The 17,197-nt window shown below is 63.1% G+C and carries 16 protein-coding genes; 12 read left to right on the forward strand and 4 right to left on the reverse strand.

Annotated features, from left to right (window positions below; genetic code table 11):
• Positions 1-278: 278 nt before the first annotated feature.
• Complete coding sequence (locus tag ACH488_RS19885) at positions 279-581, forward strand: hypothetical protein (RefSeq protein WP_397326289.1); 303 nt, start codon at positions 279-281, stop codon at positions 579-581.
• Positions 582-643: 62 nt separating this feature from the next.
• Complete coding sequence (locus ACH488_RS19890; RefSeq protein ID WP_397326290.1) at positions 644-2,608, forward strand: acyl-CoA dehydrogenase family protein; 1,965 nt, start codon at positions 644-646, stop codon at positions 2,606-2,608.
• Between the two features lie 32 nt (positions 2,609-2,640).
• Here ACH488_RS19890 and ACH488_RS19895 read toward each other — a convergent pair whose 3' ends face one another.
• Positions 2,641-3,045 (reverse strand): YchJ family protein, encoded by a 405-nt coding sequence (locus tag ACH488_RS19895; RefSeq protein ID WP_397326291.1) that lies wholly within the window; start codon positions 3,043-3,045, stop codon positions 2,641-2,643.
• A gap of 187 nt (positions 3,046-3,232) precedes the next feature.
• Here ACH488_RS19895 and ACH488_RS19900 point away from each other — a divergent pair, with 187 nt between their 5' ends.
• Positions 3,233-4,186 (forward strand): hypothetical protein, encoded by a 954-nt coding sequence (locus tag ACH488_RS19900; RefSeq protein ID WP_397326292.1) that lies wholly within the window; start codon positions 3,233-3,235, stop codon positions 4,184-4,186.
• 3 nt (positions 4,187-4,189) lie between these two features.
• Here the strand turns inward: ACH488_RS19900 and ACH488_RS19905 are convergent, their stop codons facing one another.
• Positions 4,190-4,681: a flavin reductase family protein gene (locus tag ACH488_RS19905; RefSeq protein ID WP_397326293.1), complete on the reverse strand. Its 492-nt coding sequence runs from the start codon at positions 4,679-4,681 to the stop codon at positions 4,190-4,192.
• 242 nt (positions 4,682-4,923) lie between these two features.
• On the opposite strand from ACH488_RS19905, the gene ACH488_RS19910 reads away from it, so the two are divergent.
• From ACH488_RS19910 to ACH488_RS19930, 5 genes are all read left to right on the forward strand, one after another.
• Positions 4,924-5,958 (forward strand): aldo/keto reductase, encoded by a 1,035-nt coding sequence (locus ACH488_RS19910; RefSeq protein ID WP_397326294.1) that lies wholly within the window; start codon positions 4,924-4,926, stop codon positions 5,956-5,958.
• 177 nt (positions 5,959-6,135) lie between these two features.
• Positions 6,136-7,233 carry a sulfite oxidase gene (locus ACH488_RS19915; protein ID WP_397326295.1) on the forward strand — a complete coding sequence of 366 codons (1,098 nt, stop codon included), beginning with the start codon at positions 6,136-6,138 and terminating at the stop codon, positions 7,231-7,233.
• A 176-nt stretch (positions 7,234-7,409) separates the two neighbouring features.
• Entirely contained in the window at positions 7,410-7,787 is a 378-nt protein-coding gene (locus tag ACH488_RS19920; protein ID WP_397326296.1) for an RNA-binding S4 domain-containing protein, read from the forward strand.
• Positions 7,788-8,813: 1,026 nt separating this feature from the next.
• A complete protein-coding gene (locus ACH488_RS19925; protein WP_397326334.1) occupies positions 8,814-9,404 on the forward strand; it encodes a DUF6318 family protein in 591 nt (196 codons plus the stop codon).
• 154 nt (positions 9,405-9,558) lie between these two features.
• Positions 9,559-10,359: a hypothetical protein gene (locus ACH488_RS19930; RefSeq protein WP_397326297.1), complete on the forward strand. Its 801-nt coding sequence runs from the start codon at positions 9,559-9,561 to the stop codon at positions 10,357-10,359.
• Between the two features lie 763 nt (positions 10,360-11,122).
• Here the strand turns inward: ACH488_RS19930 and ACH488_RS19935 are convergent.
• Positions 11,123-11,584, reverse strand: a complete 462-nt coding sequence (locus ACH488_RS19935) for a DUF3817 domain-containing protein (protein WP_397326298.1) — start codon at positions 11,582-11,584, stop codon at positions 11,123-11,125.
• Positions 11,585-11,615: 31 nt separating this feature from the next.
• Positions 11,616-12,203 carry a hypothetical protein gene (locus tag ACH488_RS19940; RefSeq protein ID WP_397326299.1) on the reverse strand — a complete coding sequence of 196 codons (588 nt, stop codon included), beginning with the start codon at positions 12,201-12,203 and terminating at the stop codon, positions 11,616-11,618.
• A 148-nt stretch (positions 12,204-12,351) separates the two neighbouring features.
• Here ACH488_RS19940 and ACH488_RS19945 point away from each other — a divergent pair, with 148 nt between their 5' ends.
• The 4 genes from ACH488_RS19945 (at position 12,352) to ACH488_RS19960 (ending at position 17,160) form a co-directional block, all read left to right on the forward strand.
• The gene (locus ACH488_RS19945; RefSeq protein ID WP_397326300.1) at positions 12,352-13,080 is read left to right on the forward strand and encodes a FadR/GntR family transcriptional regulator; all 729 of its coding nucleotides are present in this window, start codon (positions 12,352-12,354) and stop codon (positions 13,078-13,080) included.
• On the forward strand, positions 13,077-14,087 hold the full coding sequence (locus ACH488_RS19950) for an asparaginase (protein WP_397326301.1): 1,011 nt from the start codon (positions 13,077-13,079) through the stop codon (positions 14,085-14,087). Before ACH488_RS19945 ends, ACH488_RS19950 begins: the two co-directional genes overlap by 4 nt.
• A 9-nt stretch (positions 14,088-14,096) precedes the next feature.
• Complete coding sequence (gene aspA, locus ACH488_RS19955) at positions 14,097-15,512, forward strand: aspartate ammonia-lyase (RefSeq protein ID WP_397326302.1); 1,416 nt, start codon at positions 14,097-14,099, stop codon at positions 15,510-15,512.
• A 139-nt stretch (positions 15,513-15,651) separates the two neighbouring features.
• Positions 15,652-17,160 carry an amino acid permease gene (locus tag ACH488_RS19960; RefSeq protein ID WP_397326303.1) on the forward strand — a complete coding sequence of 503 codons (1,509 nt, stop codon included), beginning with the start codon at positions 15,652-15,654 and terminating at the stop codon, positions 17,158-17,160.
• Positions 17,161-17,197: the final 37 nt, after the last annotated feature.

Below are 17,197 nucleotides of genomic sequence, written 5' to 3' on the forward strand. Positions count from 1 at the left end.
AACCGCGCCATCAAACAACTCAACAACCTCGGCTACAACGTCACCATCACCCCGGTCACCGCAGCCTAACCCACCAATACTTTCGTATTAGTTGGATGCACCGCCCACGCAGGCGAGCGCCGCCGTCGTGCCCTTTCCGTGACCTACCGCAGGGTATGGTTTCGATCCCGTATCAACAGCGTTTCCATACTGGCTGCAAACCGCCGCCAGCCCTAAGGTCAGATCATCGACGCCGGCAACGCCGCGTCTACCCACGCACTGTCGCATAGGGGGGCACTATGAACTTCGACTTTACTGCGCTTGAAACCGGAACCTACGTCTTTATCGGAACGCTTGGCTTCGCTGCACTCCTGGTCGCGTTCATCGCGGCAGCAGCCATGGCCGCGATCGTTTTCATCGGCATCCTGAGCTTCGCTTGGTACGTGGTCAAGAGCGTGCTCGGAGGTCTGGTCCACGGCATCAACTTCGCCTGGGACAGCTTGGTCCACCACGCCGGGCAGGTGGAGATTCCGGTGGAGTTCCAGCCGCAGGTCTCCACTGGTACGGGAAGCTACCCGCGGGTAGCATTGAGGGACAGCTGAAGGGTTCCCACCCGAGGCGGACCCTGGCTCCATCCGGCACAACCGGCTAGAGGAGTTATCCCATGACGTCCGCCACTGACAACAGTCTCTCCGCAGCAAGCGTCAACGCCACCGCTGAAGAAGCCCGCGCCGTCGCCGAAGCCGCGCGGGAAACCGAATGGAACCGCCCCAGCTTCGCCAAGGGCCTCTATTTGGGCAGCTTCGACCTGGACCTGATCCACCCCTGGCCACAAGCCAAAGCGGAGGATGTTGAGCGCGGCGAGGAGTTCATGGCCAAGCTTGAGGCGTTCTGCAGGACCATGTCCGGGCGCGTGATCGAACGTGACGCCAAGATCCCCGACGACTATCTGGCAGGACTCGCCGAGCTGGGCGTCTTCGGCATGAAGATTCCCCGCGAATACGGCGGCCTCGGCTTGTCCTTGGTGTACTACGGCCGCGCCCTGGCCCTGGTCGGCTCAGTGCACCCGAGCCTCGGCGCCCTGATCTCGGCCCATCAATCCATCGGCGTCCCCGAGCCCGTGAAGGTTTTCGGCACTCCGGAACAGAAACAGGAGTACTTGCCGCGTTGCGCCGCCGGCGCCATCACAGCGTTCCTCCTGACAGAGCCCGACGTCGGCAGCGACCCCGCGCGGATGGGCGCCACTGCCGTACTGGCGGACGACGGCGGTTCTTACGTTTTGGACGGCGTGAAACTTTGGACCACCAACGGCGTGATCGCCGAACTCGTGGTGGTCATGGCACGGGTCCCGGCCCACACCGACGCGAACGGCACCACGCACAAGGGAGGAATCTCCGCTTTCATCGTGGAGATGGACTCTCCCGGCATCACGGTTGAGAACCGGAATACGTTCATGGGCCTGCGTGGAATCGAGAACGGCGTGACCCGCTTCCACCAGGTACGGGTGCCGGCGGCAAACCGCCTGGGCCGCGAAGGCCAAGGCCTGAAGATTGCCCTCACCACGCTGAATACGGGACGCCTCTCCATTCCGGGGCTGTGCGTTGCCGCCGGCAAGTGGAGCCTCAAGATCGCCCGCGAATGGTCCAACGCCCGCACGCAATGGGGCCGCCCCGTTGGCCAGCACGAGGCCGTGGGCAAGAAGATCGCCTTCATCGCGGCCACCACGTTTGCTTTGGAGGCCGTCTTCGAGTTGTCTGCGGAGATGGCCGACGCCGGTGCGCGGGACATCCGCATCGAGGCAGCCTTGGCCAAGCTCTGGTCCACGGAGTTGAGCTGCAGGATCGCCGACGAACTGGTCCAGATCCGCGGTGGCCGGGGATTCGAAACAGCGGACTCCCTCGAGGCGCGCGGTGAGCGGGCAGTCGGGGCGGAACAACTCCTGCGCGACCTCCGCATCAACCGGATCTTCGAGGGATCCAGCGAGATCATGAAGCTCCTGATCGCCCGCGAAGCCGTTGACGCGCACCTTTCCGCCGCCGGCGATCTCGCCTCAGCGGACGCGAGCCTGCAGGACAAGGCGAGGGCCGCCGTCGGGGCTTCAGGTTTCTACGCGCGCTGGCTCCCCAAGCTCGTGGCAGGCGCCGGGATGGATCCGCGGTCCTACGCCGAATTCGGCAGGCTCGCCAAGCAGCTCCGGTTCGTGGAAAGGTCCTCGCGTCGCTTGGCCCGGCAAACGTTCTACGGCATGGGACGCTGGCAGGCGAAACTGGAGCACAAGCAAGCGTTCCTTGGCAGGATTGTTGACATCGGGGCCGAACTCTTTGCCATGGCCGCGTGCTGCTCGCGGGCCGAGAACATGCTGCGGACGCACCCGGAACAAGGCGCGGCCGCCTTTGAGTTGGCCGAGGCCTACTGCGAGCAGGCCAGGGTGCGGGTGGACGAATACTTCGACCAGCTTTGGCGCAACACGGACGACGCCGATCACGGGCTCTCGCGCAAAGTCCTCGCCGGCGACTACGCCTGGCTCGAGGCCGGCGTGCTGGACCAGTCCGAGGGAACAGGGCCGTGGATCGCGGACGCGTCGCCGCATGAGTCCGCCAAGGAGAACCTGCACAGGAAGTATCGGTAACCGGGCCCTAAGGCTGTAGCGGGGCCCTAAGGCTAAAGCACGTCGCCGTCCACGTAGTACCAACGCTTGTCTTCCCTGACAAAACGGCTGTGCTCGCGCTGGACGCCGCGTTCGCCGTCCTGCCTGTAGTGGGCAGCAAACTCAACCGTGCCGTGCGTGTCCAACGGACCTCCGGCTGTGGTGGCCAGGATGTCCAGGCGACGCCACTGCATGTCCGGATCCAGCTCCAGGGATCCCGGGCGCGTGGAGGCGTGCCAGGTGCGGAGCAGGTACCCGGAATCCAAGACAACGAACGCCGAGTACCGGGAGCGCATGAGCTGCTCTGCTGTTGGTGCGTCGGCGTCGCCGCGGTGGAAACGGCCACAGCAATCGGAGTACTGCTCGCCCGACAGGCAGGGGCAAGCGCCGTTGCGGAGGCGACTGGTATCAGGCGTCAAAATGCCCCTTCCCGAGGCTGTAAATGAGAGCTGCGCAACATATTTTCCCACGCCATATAACAGCTTCGAAACAACCGCGCCAGACCCCTGAGCCGCGCGTGATTCCGTCAGTGCTGAACCGTAGGCTGGATGGAGCAAGCTGGGTGGGCACCGCGCGCATCACAAAACGACGGCCAGGGGAGGCTAAGTGGAGGATCCGACAACACTCGCCATCAACCTGACGTATCTGGGTACTTTGGGGATGGCTGTCCTCATGTTCCTGGGACTCGGGTTGGTCATCATCATCACTCTGGTTGTGGCTGGAGTGGGGCGCCTGTTGTCGATTGTCCTGCTTGCCATGGTTGGGATCTTCCCCAAGAAGGACACCACTCCGATCGTCCGCTTGCCCCGCCGTCCGGCGCGTGGACCAGTGGAGGTGAGTCCCGGCGTCGTGATTCCCGCAGAGGCAGCCGCGTCCCCGCTGGACCAACTGGCAGCAAGCCCCCATCCGGACACCGCCCAAGTGGAGGCCGTTGCGGCTGCCGCCGTGGCGGAGCCTTCGACGCCGCCGGCACCGGCGCTGGTGGTGGAAACACCCCCTGCTCCCGTCGCGCCGAAACGCGACCTCCTGGGAGATGCCCGACGCCGGATCGCCGAGGCGTCCGCGGCCGTCAAGGACGGCGCGTGGAAGTCAGCGATGGATCCGAGAAAGCTGCCGAAGCCTGAGCAGGTCAAGGATGCGGTGGAAAACCAGACCTCCCACCATCCCTTGCTCATTGCCGCGGCCAAGGAGCCGCCGGTCCTGGCCAAGGACTGGGCAGACGCCGTGGCTGAAGCCGACGAGCGGGCGGCGGCCCGGGCCAAGGCCGATCAGCCGCCGGCCATCAAGGTGACGGTCCGGGACATCGATGAGTCCGGCTCTCCCGCCAAGCCATCCACGGGGAACGGTTCGTCTCCCGACTCCAGCGCGGCTTCGGCAGCCAAGCCCGCAGAGGATTCGTCCGGGGGCAATGGCGCAAAAAACCCAGAAGCCGCCAAGACAGCCCAGCCTGCCGGAAAGGCAACCGGCGCCACTGGATCGGGCCCGAAGACTTCCAAGAACGGAAAGTCTCCGAGCCCCATTCGTAAAGGTTCGTTGAGCGGCGCGAGCCGCAACTCCTGATTGCTAGGCGGCCAGCCTGTTGAAAGCGGCGCCGTGGTAGATGAGCGGCTTGGATTCGTGGTTGACCGTGGTCGATTTGACCTCCAGCACCACAATCGCGTGATCCCCTGCCGGCGTCTCCGAAACAACTTCGCACTCGAACCCGAGGACAGCGCCGTCGAACAGCACCGCGCCCGAGTCGGCGACGCTGGTGGACAATCCTTCAAAGCGATCACGGGTTTTTGAGGCCAACTGGAGTGCCGCGGTTTCCTGCCCCTCCGCCAAAACCGAGACCCCAAGCCTGCTCGCCTGCCGCAGCTTGGGCCAAGTCGTGGAGGAGTTCTGCACGGCGAACATCACCAGCGGCGGCTCCAGGGACACTCCCACAGTGAAGGACGACGCCACCAACGCTTCAGGTGTGAAGTCCACCATCGCACTGAACGCAGCCACGCCGGACGGGAACTGCGCAAAGGCAGCCTTGATGGCGGCGGTTTCTTCCACTGTTGTCTGCGTCATTTCGCTGTCCCCTTCGTGCGTCGTTTGAACTCATTTCCCATAATTCACGCGATCCACAGAAGCTCCATATTTGTTGATTCCCGCGTCATTTGTATTGCCGAATGTCAAGAAATATCGCGAAGTAAGGCTCGTTCCATTACTCCCCAAGACGAAAAACGAAGAAGTTCTACCGCTTGCGTTTCTGCCCACCGCACCGCTGTGTAGCCTCGATGGGACATCCAGACCCACCACAGGAAGCCAACATGAGCCTCAATGAGCTACGGACGCTTGGACGCACTGGCGCCCTGATCAGCCCACTGACCCTGGGCACCCTGAACTTCGGCACCGGAACCGCACCCACCGGCCCCGCGGACAGCATCCGCATCATCAAGGCCGCACTCGATGCCGGCATCACGAGCATCGACACTGCCGACATCTACTCGCAGGGCGAGGCCGAAACCGTGGTGGGACAGGCCATTCACAGCCGACGGGACGACGTCTTCCTTGCCACCAAGTTCCACGGCCAGATGGGCTCCAACCCGGCACACGCCGGCAACTCGCGCCGCTGGATTGTCCGGGCCGTCGAGGACAGCCTGCGCCGGTTGAACACGGACCGGATCGACCTCTACCAAGCGCACCGGCCGGACTACAACACGGACCTGCTGGAAACCATCACGGCCCTCAACGACCTCATCCGCCAAGGCAAGATCCTCTACTACGGAACGTCCGTGTTCAGCCCCGCCCAGCTGGTGGAGGCGCAGTGGATCGCCAACACCAACCACCTCACCCCGCCCGTGGTGGACCAGGTCCCGTATTCGCTCCTGGTCCGTGCCAATGAACGCGACGTTTTCCCCATCACCCAGCAGTACGGCGTCGGGGTTTTGAGTTACGGACCGCTCGACGGCGGCTGGCTCGCCGGAGGCTACCGGGTGGGCGCAGGTCAGCCGGAGAGTTCGCGTTATTCCGCACTGCCGGGCCGTTTCGACGTCACCCAACCCTTCAACCAAGGCAAGCTCCACGCAGCCGACGCCCTGGGACAGCTTGCCGCCCGGCACGGGCTGACGCTGATCCAGCTCGCCGTTGCTTTCGCCTTGAACCACCCCGCGGTGACCAGTGTGATCATTGGGCCACGCACGGAGGAGCACCTGACGGACTATCTGAAGGCCGCCGACGTGGTGCTGAGTGAGGCCATCCTGGACGAAATCGACGACATCGTTGCTCCCGCAGTCAACTTCCTGGAGCGCGACGCCGGCACCGTGGCGCCTCATCTGGAGTATCCGGAACTCCGACGCCGGTAGCCTCCTGCCGTTGTGCGGCCCGCCCTGCGTGCTTGCCCGCTTGTTTGAAACGTTCAGCGGGCCTCGCAACGGGCTATTGACGGCATTCGGGCGCGGCGTGATCCTTGACCTAAGTGCTGCTGGTCCCGCCGAGGCGTCACGCCCGCAGCGTCAGGTACCAGTAGAACGCCGCCGCCCATGTCCACACCCCATATTGAACGTGGCGTCGCAGCCACTCCAGGCCAGCCGACGCAAGAGGCCCTGACCCACGAAGAACTCCAGCTCGCAGGGCGCAACCACTCCATGCCACTCGAAGCGTTGCAGGAGGACATCACCCCGGCAGGCCTGCACTACCTGTTGATCCACTTCGACGTACCGTTCCTTTCCGCGGAATCCTGGCGGTTACGGCTTGGCGGCGCGGTCTCCAACTCCTTTGAACTGAGCCTTGAAGACCTCAAGGCCCGCCCCGCCGTGACCATGCCCGTGACGTTGGAGTGCGCAGGAAACGGGCGGGCGCTCCTGCAACCCCGGCCCCTCAGCCAGCCATGGACGCTCGGCGCCGTGGGCACCGCCGAATGGACCGGGACTCCCTTGGCACCCCTGTTGGAGGAGGCAGGGTTGGCGAGTGACGCCGTCGAACTCGTCTTTACCGGTGCGGACCGCGGTATCCAAGGCGGCGCCGAAGAGCAGTACGCGCGGAGCCTTACCGTTGCGGAGGCCAAGCACCCGGAAGTCATGCTGGTCTATGCGATGAACGGGCAGCCGTTGCCGCCCCAGCACGGTTTTCCCGTGCGGCTGTTGGTGCCGGGCTGGTATGGCATGGCGAGCGTGAAGTGGTTGACGTCGATCGAAGCTGTGACGTCCCGATTCATGGGATACCAGCAAGCCGTCGCGTACCACTATCTGCAGGGTCCAGACGGTCCCGGCCTGCCCGTTTCGCACATCAGGGTGAAGTCCCTCATGGTTCCTCCCGGTATCCCCGATTTCTTCACCCGACGCCGGGTGGTGGACGCCGGGCCCGTGCTGCTTCGCGGCAAGGCGTGGTCCGGACACGGTGACATTGAACGGGTTGAGGTGGGGATCGACGGAGAGTGGATGCCTGCCCACCTTGATGATCCGCTGGGCGACTTTGCCTGGCGATCCTGGTCCATGGTGTGGGTGGCACGGCCGGGTGAGCACGTGCTGCGATGCCGGGCGATGGACTCCTCCGGCGCGCTGCAGCCCCGTGAGCAGGTGTGGAATTACCAGGGCATAGGGAACAACATGGCGCAGCGGGTTGAGGTGACGGTTCGGTAGCGTTTTGCTTTGCCGCCGCCTTCGCGGGACCTGGCCGCCGCGTTCGCGGTGCCGTGCCGCCGCGTTCGCGGGAAGCATGCTTGTTCGCTGGAGCGTTCCGGCTTTTTCGAGTGGTTTCCCGCGGTTTCGTGGCCTTCTGGCTGGCTCCCGTGCCCTTCGCTAGACTCGACTGAACCATGAACAACCTGCCGTCCTCCCCCGCGACCGTCCGCGTCGACGCCTGGCTGTGGGCCATCCGCGCCTACAAGACCCGCTCCGCTGCGACCGCTGCTTGCCGAGCTGGACACGTCCGACTCAATGGCAATCCGGTGAAGGCATCGCAGACCGTGATTGTTGGCGACACCATCCGCGTCCGCGAATCCGGGTGGGAGCGGATCTTCGAAGTGCGGCGGCTGATCGCGAAGCGCGTCGGCGCCGAGGCTGCGTCACACTGTTTCACCGACCACACGCCTGCCCGGCCGGTTCTTCCGGCGTTGGGCCTCCCCCAGCGCGACCGCGGCGCCGGCCGTCCCACCAAGAAGGACCGCCGCGACATGGAGAAGCTGCGGGGGTAGTTATCCACAGGGCCTTCATTGTTGGGTGATTCCTGTGTTCCCTTCTGCCTAGACTGACGGGCACTACGCCAAAACAGTCACTGGGGAGTCTGATGTTCCGCCGTTCATTTGCCCTAATTCCGCATGCCCATTTCCGGCCCGTTGCCCTCGGATTCGTGGCTCTTGTACTGCTCAGCGGTTGCCAGGATGCTGCAGTCAACGATCAAAGATCCGCGATTTCAACGCCTGCTCCGGCGAGATCAGATGGGAACACGTATAAGTACATACCGGACTACCATTGCCGCGCGGACGGTCCTGACTCCGAAGATCCAGGCTGCCTGGCACTGAAGTGTCCGCCGCTGGTAGCGGAGGGACAAGAAGGCAGGCCTGTGGTTTGGAAGCGAACTTCTGCCGGAATCAAAGAACCTGGGTGGCAGGACTGGGTTCCCGTCAGTGGCCCAATGTGCTTCTACGAGGATGACGACGGGCTTCCGACTTTGGCTGCCTCGGCGTTCGCCTGGGGAGAGCCCTCGTGAAGGCGGCAGGGAGCACGCGTCAGAAATCCGTGCTGGTCGGTATTTTGACCGCAAGCATTGCAGCAACATTGCTACTTTGCAGCTGTCAATACGCCTCAGACAACACCAACGCGGAGTCCGGACCCCAGGAAGCCACACCCAGCAAAAGTACACCAGCCGAGCCGCCCTTCCTCGACGAAGACGACCTCTACCGGTACCTGGCCGATGTCCATTGTCGACTCGGCGGCCCCGACACTGCCGACAGTCGTTGCCTGACGTTGGAATGTGCGCCACAGACTGCCACGGGCGGGCAAGGGACACCAGTAATTTGGAAGAAGGCCGTCAAGTCCATCCAGAACCCTGATTGGAGCGACTGGATCATCATCAGCGGCCCAACGTGCTTGTACGGTGACGCCGAAGAGCGGCCTGCGGACGTTTCGGCCAGGAACAATGGTGAACGCCCATGAACGGACATCGTGGCACCAGGCCCTCCCGCCGCCTCTCTTCGCTTGCGCCAGGGATCATCCTAGTGATGCTGCTGCTGTCGGGCTGTCAAGGCGAAGTGATACCGAGTGGACCGCCTTCCGGCACCGGCTCGACGGCAGCGCCCGCCTCAAGCAAACCGGCGCCGGGATCCCCTGTACCTGTCCCCACCGGCGTGTACAAGCCAGCGGATGCGACGGGGAGGGCCCAGAATGTGCCCGTGCCTGTGATGCCTGCCTTGGCGAAGGAAAACACGAAGGAGGGGCTGGAGGCGTTCATCCGGTATTGGTACGCAGTCGGCAATTACGCGAACGAAACAGGCGACATTTCGGAGCTCCACTCGCTCAGCACACCTGAGTGTGACCCCTGCGCGTACTACCAAAAGGCATCGTCCGACGGCTACACGAATGGTCGCTGGTTGGTTGGTGGACGCGTTCACCTACCAACCGTCAACGTTATTTGGAATGTCGAAGAAGACGAGCACCAGGCGACGGTGCAAGTAGTTCAGGAAGCAGTTTCCTATTACAACGCCGATGGCTCACCCGGTCGACTATCGGACCCTCCCAGCAATGACGCGTTCGTGATCGTCGCGACGTTCCAGTCGGGATGGAAGGTTGTTGATACAGGTGTCATTCGCTAGATGGGCACATGAAATCGTTAAGGCCGTGATTTTGTGTGGTTTCTTGATCACGATGTCAGCGCCGGGCGCGATAGCCGACGCATCGAGCGAGTGGGCCACGGCAAATAAAGCGGCCGGAACTATTGACGTCGGGTCTACCTGGGAGTGCGATCCGTTGACCGGAAAGTCAGCTCGCCGAACCGGGGCCGCCGACGCCGCCGATGATCCCTATCAATACAAGGCAGACCACCGCTGTCAGCTTGGTGGTCCCGGCGCTAAGGAAATGGGCTGCCTCACACTCGAATGCCCTGCCATCACGCCCGGCAGCGAAAAGGGTTCGCCGGTCATATGGATGAAAGCACCCAAGGGAATCACCAACCCGACCTACACAGACTGGCAACCTGTTTCCGGGAAACCAACGTGTCTCTACGGTTCTGAACCCCAAAACGTCCTCGCCGATATCGCAGCCCGAATCCTCACCGACTTCCAACAACTACCCATCAACCCCGGAACCCTCGAAGCCCAGCCCTTCCCCAACACCCTCACCGGCGGACCCACCAACTTCTACACCACCACCACCGAACAACACTTCGACACCACCATCCTCGGCCAACACGTCCACCTCACCGCCACCCCCACCACCCACACCTACACCTACGGCGACGGCCAAACCCTCGGACCCACCCCAGCCACCGGCTACCCCACCCCCGCCAACACCTGGCTCACCACAGAAACCCGCACCAGCCACACCTACACCACCACCGGCAACTACCCCGCCACAGTCACCACCACCTACACCGGAACCTACTCCGTCAACAACGGCCCACCCCTGCCCATCAACGGAACCCTTACCCTCACCACCACACCCAAAACCATCCACGTCTTCAAAACCGAAACAGCCCTTGTCGCCGACACCTGCGAACAAAACCCCCACTCCTGGGGCTGCCCCGGCACAAACACCCCACCCAGGCACTAACAAAGCCGGCACCACTGGAAGCCCGCACCGCTGAAGGAGGCAGCACAACTGAAGAAGCGCCCACTCACAGGCACCACGCACAATCACCCCGTACCGCCACCAACAACATTGACCCCCAAACAGCGCCCAAAACGCGGGAAAGGCCCACCAACCGGGCCCAAAGTCGGTCGCGAAGGAACACCAGTGCGGGACCTCCACCTGGCCTAATGACAGACAGAGACACCCGAAGGGCCGCATCCTCTCGGACGAACCGAGACGGGCACAGACAGGCCTCCGGATCATGGCCGTTCTCGCTCAGGCCCTCCGGGCGCGGAGGAACTAAGGATCATCGAAGGCGCAACTGACGATTCGCTGGGGGTTGCCGAGGTGCCAGCCCTTAGGCCGTTCAGCCGTCACGATGACGCGGTTGTCGACACAAGCAATATGGAGACAAATCCCCGCCCCGAAGTTCCATCGGCCGATTCAGGGCAGGACCGTTGCGAAACGGGAAGACGACCCGACTAACGAGGAGTGCAAAGAATGGAGCCTCAAGGAATGCATGCCGAGGGAGCCGCGGAACAAGAATCCACGTATCCCATCAAACATCTGGCATCCTCATACGACCGTGGTGTTCAAATTGCCGCTGCCCGGGTCCGCATCATCACAGACCGGGGGCTGGGCAAACAGACCCCAGAGTGGATCCTCCAACTTGCCGCCGAGAGATTGGCGGGCGATTACTAAAGGTTCTCCCCGCCTTCGCTTGTCACAGCGGAAGAAGCAGCCCCTACGAGAACCACGTATCCGGCGGGCCCATGTACAGCAGGAAACTGAACACGGCCGCCACGCCAACAAGGACTACACCCACGGCCAGAAACGGCTTGGCCAAGATCCAGGCCTGGAGCTTCTCCAACGCCCCAACAGGCTCTTCTCCTCCAACTGCAAGCCTCCAGCCACCAGCCAGCAGGCCGCGACGATCGAGTGATCTCTCCACAGGAATCGTGGCGTACGGAATCACTGCCGACACGATGGCCAACAAGCCGGTACCAGCAGACCACTTTTGGTTGATCCAAGTGAACGCGGCCGTAAAGGCGTAGCAGAGGAACACGAACCCGTGGATCCCACCCGCGACGCTGACTCCAACATCCGTAGTGCGCGTGACGTATTTCAGGAAGAGCCCAATTAACAAGAGCGTCCAGGTCACGGCTTCGGCGAAGGCAACGGTTCGGAACAGGGTGCGGGGTGACATGGAAAACCTCGGGTTGGAAACAGGGGTCGCCCTAAACAACGGACGGAAGCGATGCCTCGTTCCTGATGCGCGAAGAACCGAATTCCAAGGCCACAGTCTCAAGTTCCAAGGGTGCCTCATGCTTGGAACGTGCCCGGCCGACGGCGACGTGCGGTATCCAGCGCGGGGATCGGTACCCGAGTGCCGGCGAACTCAGAATGAAGTCGTCGATGTTATCTACTCCGAGGTCATCCAGGAGCACGTGAAGTCCTTGGACGAGCAAGGTCTGATAATCGTGAACGGCTTGCGGCACAGAGACTTCCAAGCTGCTGACGCGGCCGCCACCGAGAGTGATCAGCTTCGCGGACTTGCCAAGGAACCCGTCCAATACGGGCAGTCCCCGGAGCCAACTGGCGACCTCCCGAATCACGGTGTCTGCGCTGGCAACACCACCTGTCCAGGCAACAACATCTGCGGCCAGCCGATCCAGGATGCCCACGTGCAGCAGCGTCATGTGAAGGCCCTCCGGTTTTCGCACAGAGTCGACGTATCGTCCGAGCGACTCCAACGGCGCCCCGACGTCAAGTACCGGCACCTCCACTGTGATGCGGGGCAACTGAGTCGCACTTCCGGCTCTCATGCCAGCCATTATCCGCTCTATCAAGGCACCATGGCAGGGCATCACGAAAGCCAACCACCCGCCGTCGTAAGCCACCCAGAAGACCCAAACCGTGAAGCGGTTCTTTCAGCGTTGACAGCCCCTTGTGACCCGTGCCATATTCGATAACGTGAACCTGTCAGACAGCCGGACAGCCGGACAGCAAGGCCCCGAACAGAGCCGAGCCACGCCCACCCCGATCTCCCGCATCTCCGCGGCTGAGGCGGTCTTCGCCGCACTCCGTAGGGCCATCGAAGGCGGGCAATTCGATATCGGGACGAAGCTGAGCTCCGAAGCGACCCTTGCAGCGCAGTATGGCGTGAGCCGCTCCGTGATCAGGGAAGCCCTGCGGTCCTGCAACACCCTGGGCCTGACAGTCACCAAAACCGGCAAGGGAACGTTCATTGTGGCCAACAAGGTCGCAAACGACCTTACCTTGGGCCAGTACAGTGCGCGCGATCTTAACGAAGCAAGGCCTCACATCGAGATTCCCGCGGCAGGCCTCGCTGCCGAACGGCGCACAGACGAAGAACTCGAACACCTCAAGGACATCGTCCAGGAGATGCTCAACGAAAACGATCCCGAGGCCTGGGTGAGCCTGGACGCGAGCTTCCACTCCGCCGTCGCACGCGCCAGCGGAAACCGCGTCTTCGCAAGCGTCGTCCAGGACATCCGCGACGCCCTGGCGCACCAGTCCGAAACCCTCAACCTCGTGGCGGACCGCCAGCACCGCTCCGACGAAGAACACGTCGCCATCCTCAACGCCATCGAATCGGGCGATTCCCAGGCGGCAAGCAAGGCCATGGCGGAGCACCTGCAGGCCGTCAGCGTGGCCCTGGACACGATCCTCAGCAAATGAACCACCTAAAGGACACCATGCCCAGCCCCAAAGCGGCCCAGCAAGCAGCACCCAACCACGTCCCCCTCGTCGAGCAGACCCGTGACGGACTGGTGGAAAGCGTCCACTACGGCTCGTTGATCGCCTTGAACAAGGACGGAAGCACCGCGTTGGAAGCCGGCCAGCCGGACGCCCCGATGTATCCCCGGTCGAGCTTGAAACCGCTCCAGGCAGTAGCCCTCCTCAGGGCCGGCCTGGACATCCCGGAAGACCTCCTCGCTTTGACGGCTGCGAGCCACTCGGGCAGCAAGATGCACCGGGACGGCGCCGCGGAAATCCTGAAGCTTCACGGACTGACCGAGGCAGCGTTGGGCAACAGCACCGACCTTCCCTACGGTGTCGAGGAGCGCAACGAATGGCTGCGGGAAGGCAACGGCCCCACCCAGTTGGCGCAAAACTGCTCCGGCAAGCACGCTTCCATGACAGCCGTCTGCGTCATCAATGATTGGCCTGTGGAGGGGTACTTGCACCCGGAGCACCCGCTGCAGGTCCTGGTCCGCGACACCATCACCGAACTGACCGGCGAGGAAGCCGCCGCTGTGAGCACGGACGGATGCGGCACGCCGCTCTTCGCCCACTCGCTCCACGGCATGGCCCGCGCCTACGGTCGCCTAGCCTCAGCAGAGGAAGACACCAACGAAGGCAAAGTCGCCCACGCCATGCGCCGCTTCCCGGAGATGGTCGCTGGCGAGGGCCGCGACGTCACTGCCCTCATGCGGGCTGTTCCGGGCCTGCTCGCCAAAGACGGCTTCGAAGGCCTTCAGCTGGTTGGCCTCGCGGACGGCCGCGGCTTGGCCGTAAAGATTTCAGACGGCGGAGACCGGGCGCGCATGCCGGTTACGGTCGCGGCTTTGAAGGAGTTGGGGCTCGACGGCGGCAGCCTGGACTCGCTGCAGAGCCCACCCGTGTTGGGTGGCGGCCTACCGGTCGGCGAACTCCGCGCAGCACTGATTTTCAGCACTAACTAAAGGACAGCTATGACCACCGTCGATCAGGCGATCCCTCTCCGTTCCGAACACGACCTCTTGGGCGACCGCAATGTCCCCGCAGATGCTTATTGGGGCGTCCACACGCTAAGGGCCATCGAGAACTTCCCCATCACGGGGCAGCCCCTTTCCACCAACAAGCATCTGGTGCGGGGGCTGGCAGCGGTCAAGCAGGCGGCCGCACGCACAAACCACGAGCTTGGTTTGCTGGATAAGGAACGGGCCAATGCCATTGAGCAAGCCTGCCAGGACATCCTGGACGGCAAGCTCCACGACCAGTTCATGGTGGACGTGATCCAAGGCGGCGCTGGCACCAGCTCCAACATGAACGCCAACGAGGTCATCGCCAACCGTGCTTTGGAAATCCTTGGCCACCCAAAGGGTGACTACGCCAAGCTGCACCCGAACGATCACGTCAACCTCAGCCAGTCCACCAACGACGTCTACCCGACGGCTGTAAACCTCGCCACGATCTTCTCCGTGAAGGAACTCCTGGAAGCTCTGGAGGAGCTGGAAGTTGCCTTCGCGGAAAAGGGACGAGAGTTCCGGACGGTGGTGAAGATGGGTCGGACGCAGCTCCAGGATGCAGTGCCCATGACGCTCGGCCAGGAATTTGGCGGCTACGCCGTGACCATCGGCGAAGACCGGGCCCGCTTGGACGAGTCGCACATGTTGATCCACGAGATCAACCTCGGCGCAACGGCCATCGGCACCGGCCTGAACGCCCCGGCAGGGTACGCCGAGGCCGCATGCAGGCACCTCGCCGAAGTCACGGGCCTGCCCCTCCTCACGGCGGCCGACCTCATTGAAGCCACCCAGGACGTGGGCGCGTTCGTCCACCTGTCCGGCGTCCTCAAGCGCGTGGCCGTGAAGCTTTCCAAGATTTGCAACGACCTCCGCCTGCTGTCCTCCGGACCGCGTGCGGGACTGGGCGAGATCAACCTGCCGGCAGTACAGTCCGGCTCGTCGATCATGCCCGGAAAGATCAACCCGGTGATCCCGGAAGTGGTCAGCCAGGTGGCCTACGAAGTCATCGGCAACGATGTGACAGTCACCATGGCCGCGGAAGCAGGGCAGCTCCAGCTGAATGCTTTCGAACCGATCATTGTGCACAGCCTGCACAAGAGCATTTCCCACCTGGAAGCAGCCTGCCGCACCCTCACGGCACGCTGCGTCCGGGGCATCACAGCAAACACCGAGCGGCTACGGCTTACCGTGGAGCAGTCGATCGGTCTCGTCACGGCATTGAACCCGCACATCGGTTATGCCTCCGCCACAGCCATCGCCCAGGAGGCGTTGGCCACCGGCAAGGGTGTAGCAGAACTCGTCTTGGAACACGGTCTCTTGACCGCAGCCCAACTTGAAGAACTGCTCAGCCCCGAACGTCTGGCAAACCTGAGCAAGTAGGCCAATCCGGCCAGTCAGCCCAGCGGCTTTGAAAGCCGTCCCGCCCGATGAGGCACCCACAAGAGGCTCTGAGTCGCGCCCGAAACCCCCAGACGTGCGCGCCCATGAGACCCCCAACAGGACACCCGTAAGGATTCCCATGACCAACCCCATCACGGACCACACGGTCCCGGCCCAAGCGCATGCCAGCGAGAAAGCCCTCCACAAGGAGGACACGGGCTACCACAAGGACTTGAAGCCCCGGCAGATCCAGATGATCGCGATCGGCGGTGCCATCGGTACCGGCCTGTTCCTTGGCGCGGGCGGCCGGCTCAACGCGGCCGGCCCTTCGCTGGTCATCGCCTATGCAGTCTGCGGTTTCTTCGCTTTCCTGATTCTCCGAGCCCTCGGCGAATTGGTACTTCACCGCCCGTCGTCGGGTTCGTTCGTCTCCTACGCCCGTGAGTTCTTCGGCGAAAAGGCGGCGTTCGTTTCGGGCTGGTTCTACTGGATCAACTGGGCCACCACCACCATCGTGGACATCACGGCAGCCGCGCTCTACATGAACTTCTTCGGCAAGTATGTCCCCTGGATGGGTGCCGTTCCGCAGTGGGCGTGGGCCCTTATCGCCCTGGTGGTTGTGCTTAGCCTGAACCTCGTTTCGGTGAAGGTCTTCGGCGAGATGGAGTTCTGGTTCGCGTTGATCAAGGTGGCCGCGCTGGTGGCCTTCCTCCTGGTTGGCACCTACTTCGTCATTTTCGGCACGCCCGTTGATGGCCAGACGGTGGGCTTCAGCCTCATCTCGGACAACGGCGGAATCTTCCCCAACGGCATCCTTCCCATGATCATCCTGATGCAGGGTGTGCTGTTCGCCTACGCCTCGATCGAACTCGTCGGCACCGCCGCCGGCGAGACCGCGAACCCGGAAAAGATCATGCCCAAGGCCATCAACTCCGTGGTCTTCCGTATCGCAGTCTTCTACGTCGGCTCCGTCATCCTGCTGGCACTCCTCCTGCCCTACACTTCGTACGAGAAGGGTGTCAGCCCGTTCGTGACGTTCTTCGGTTCCATTGGTGTGCAGGGCGTTGACGTCATCATGAACCTTGTGGTCCTCACCGCAGCGCTGTCCTCGCTGAATGCAGGCCTGTACTCCACGGGCCGTATCCTGCGCTCGATGTCCGTCAACGGTTCGGCTCCCAAGTTTGCCCAGCGGATGAACAAGGCCGGTGTGCCTTACGGTGGCATCGCGATCACGGCCGGCGTCTCCCTGCTCGGTGTCCCGCTGAACTACCTGGTCCCGGCCGATGCCTTCGAGATCGTGCTGAACGTCGCTTCCGTGGGTATCATCGTCACCTGGGCCACGATCGTCCTGTGCCAGATGCAGTTGAAGCGCTGGGCGGACAAGGGCTGGGTCAAACGCCCGTCGTTCCGGCTGTTCGGCGCACCCTACACGGGCTGGCTGTCGTTGATCTTCCTGGCGGGCGTCCTGGTGATGGTCTTCATCGAATCGCCGCTCACCATGCTTGTCACCGCGGTGGCTTGCGGACTCATGGTTTGGGGCTGGTTCCTGTGCCGCAAGCAGATCCACGAGCTTGCAGCCACGCGGGACGGCTACACGGGCAGCGCCCCCGTCGTCGCCAACCGCCCGCTTCCTGGCGGCGATAAGTAGCAAGAAGTGCCCGACGGCGGCACCCGGGTTCCGTACC

The sequence above is a fragment of the Paenarthrobacter sp. NPDC018779 genome (genome assembly GCF_044391085.1).
Lineage (GTDB): Bacteria > Actinomycetota > Actinomycetes > Actinomycetales > Micrococcaceae > Arthrobacter.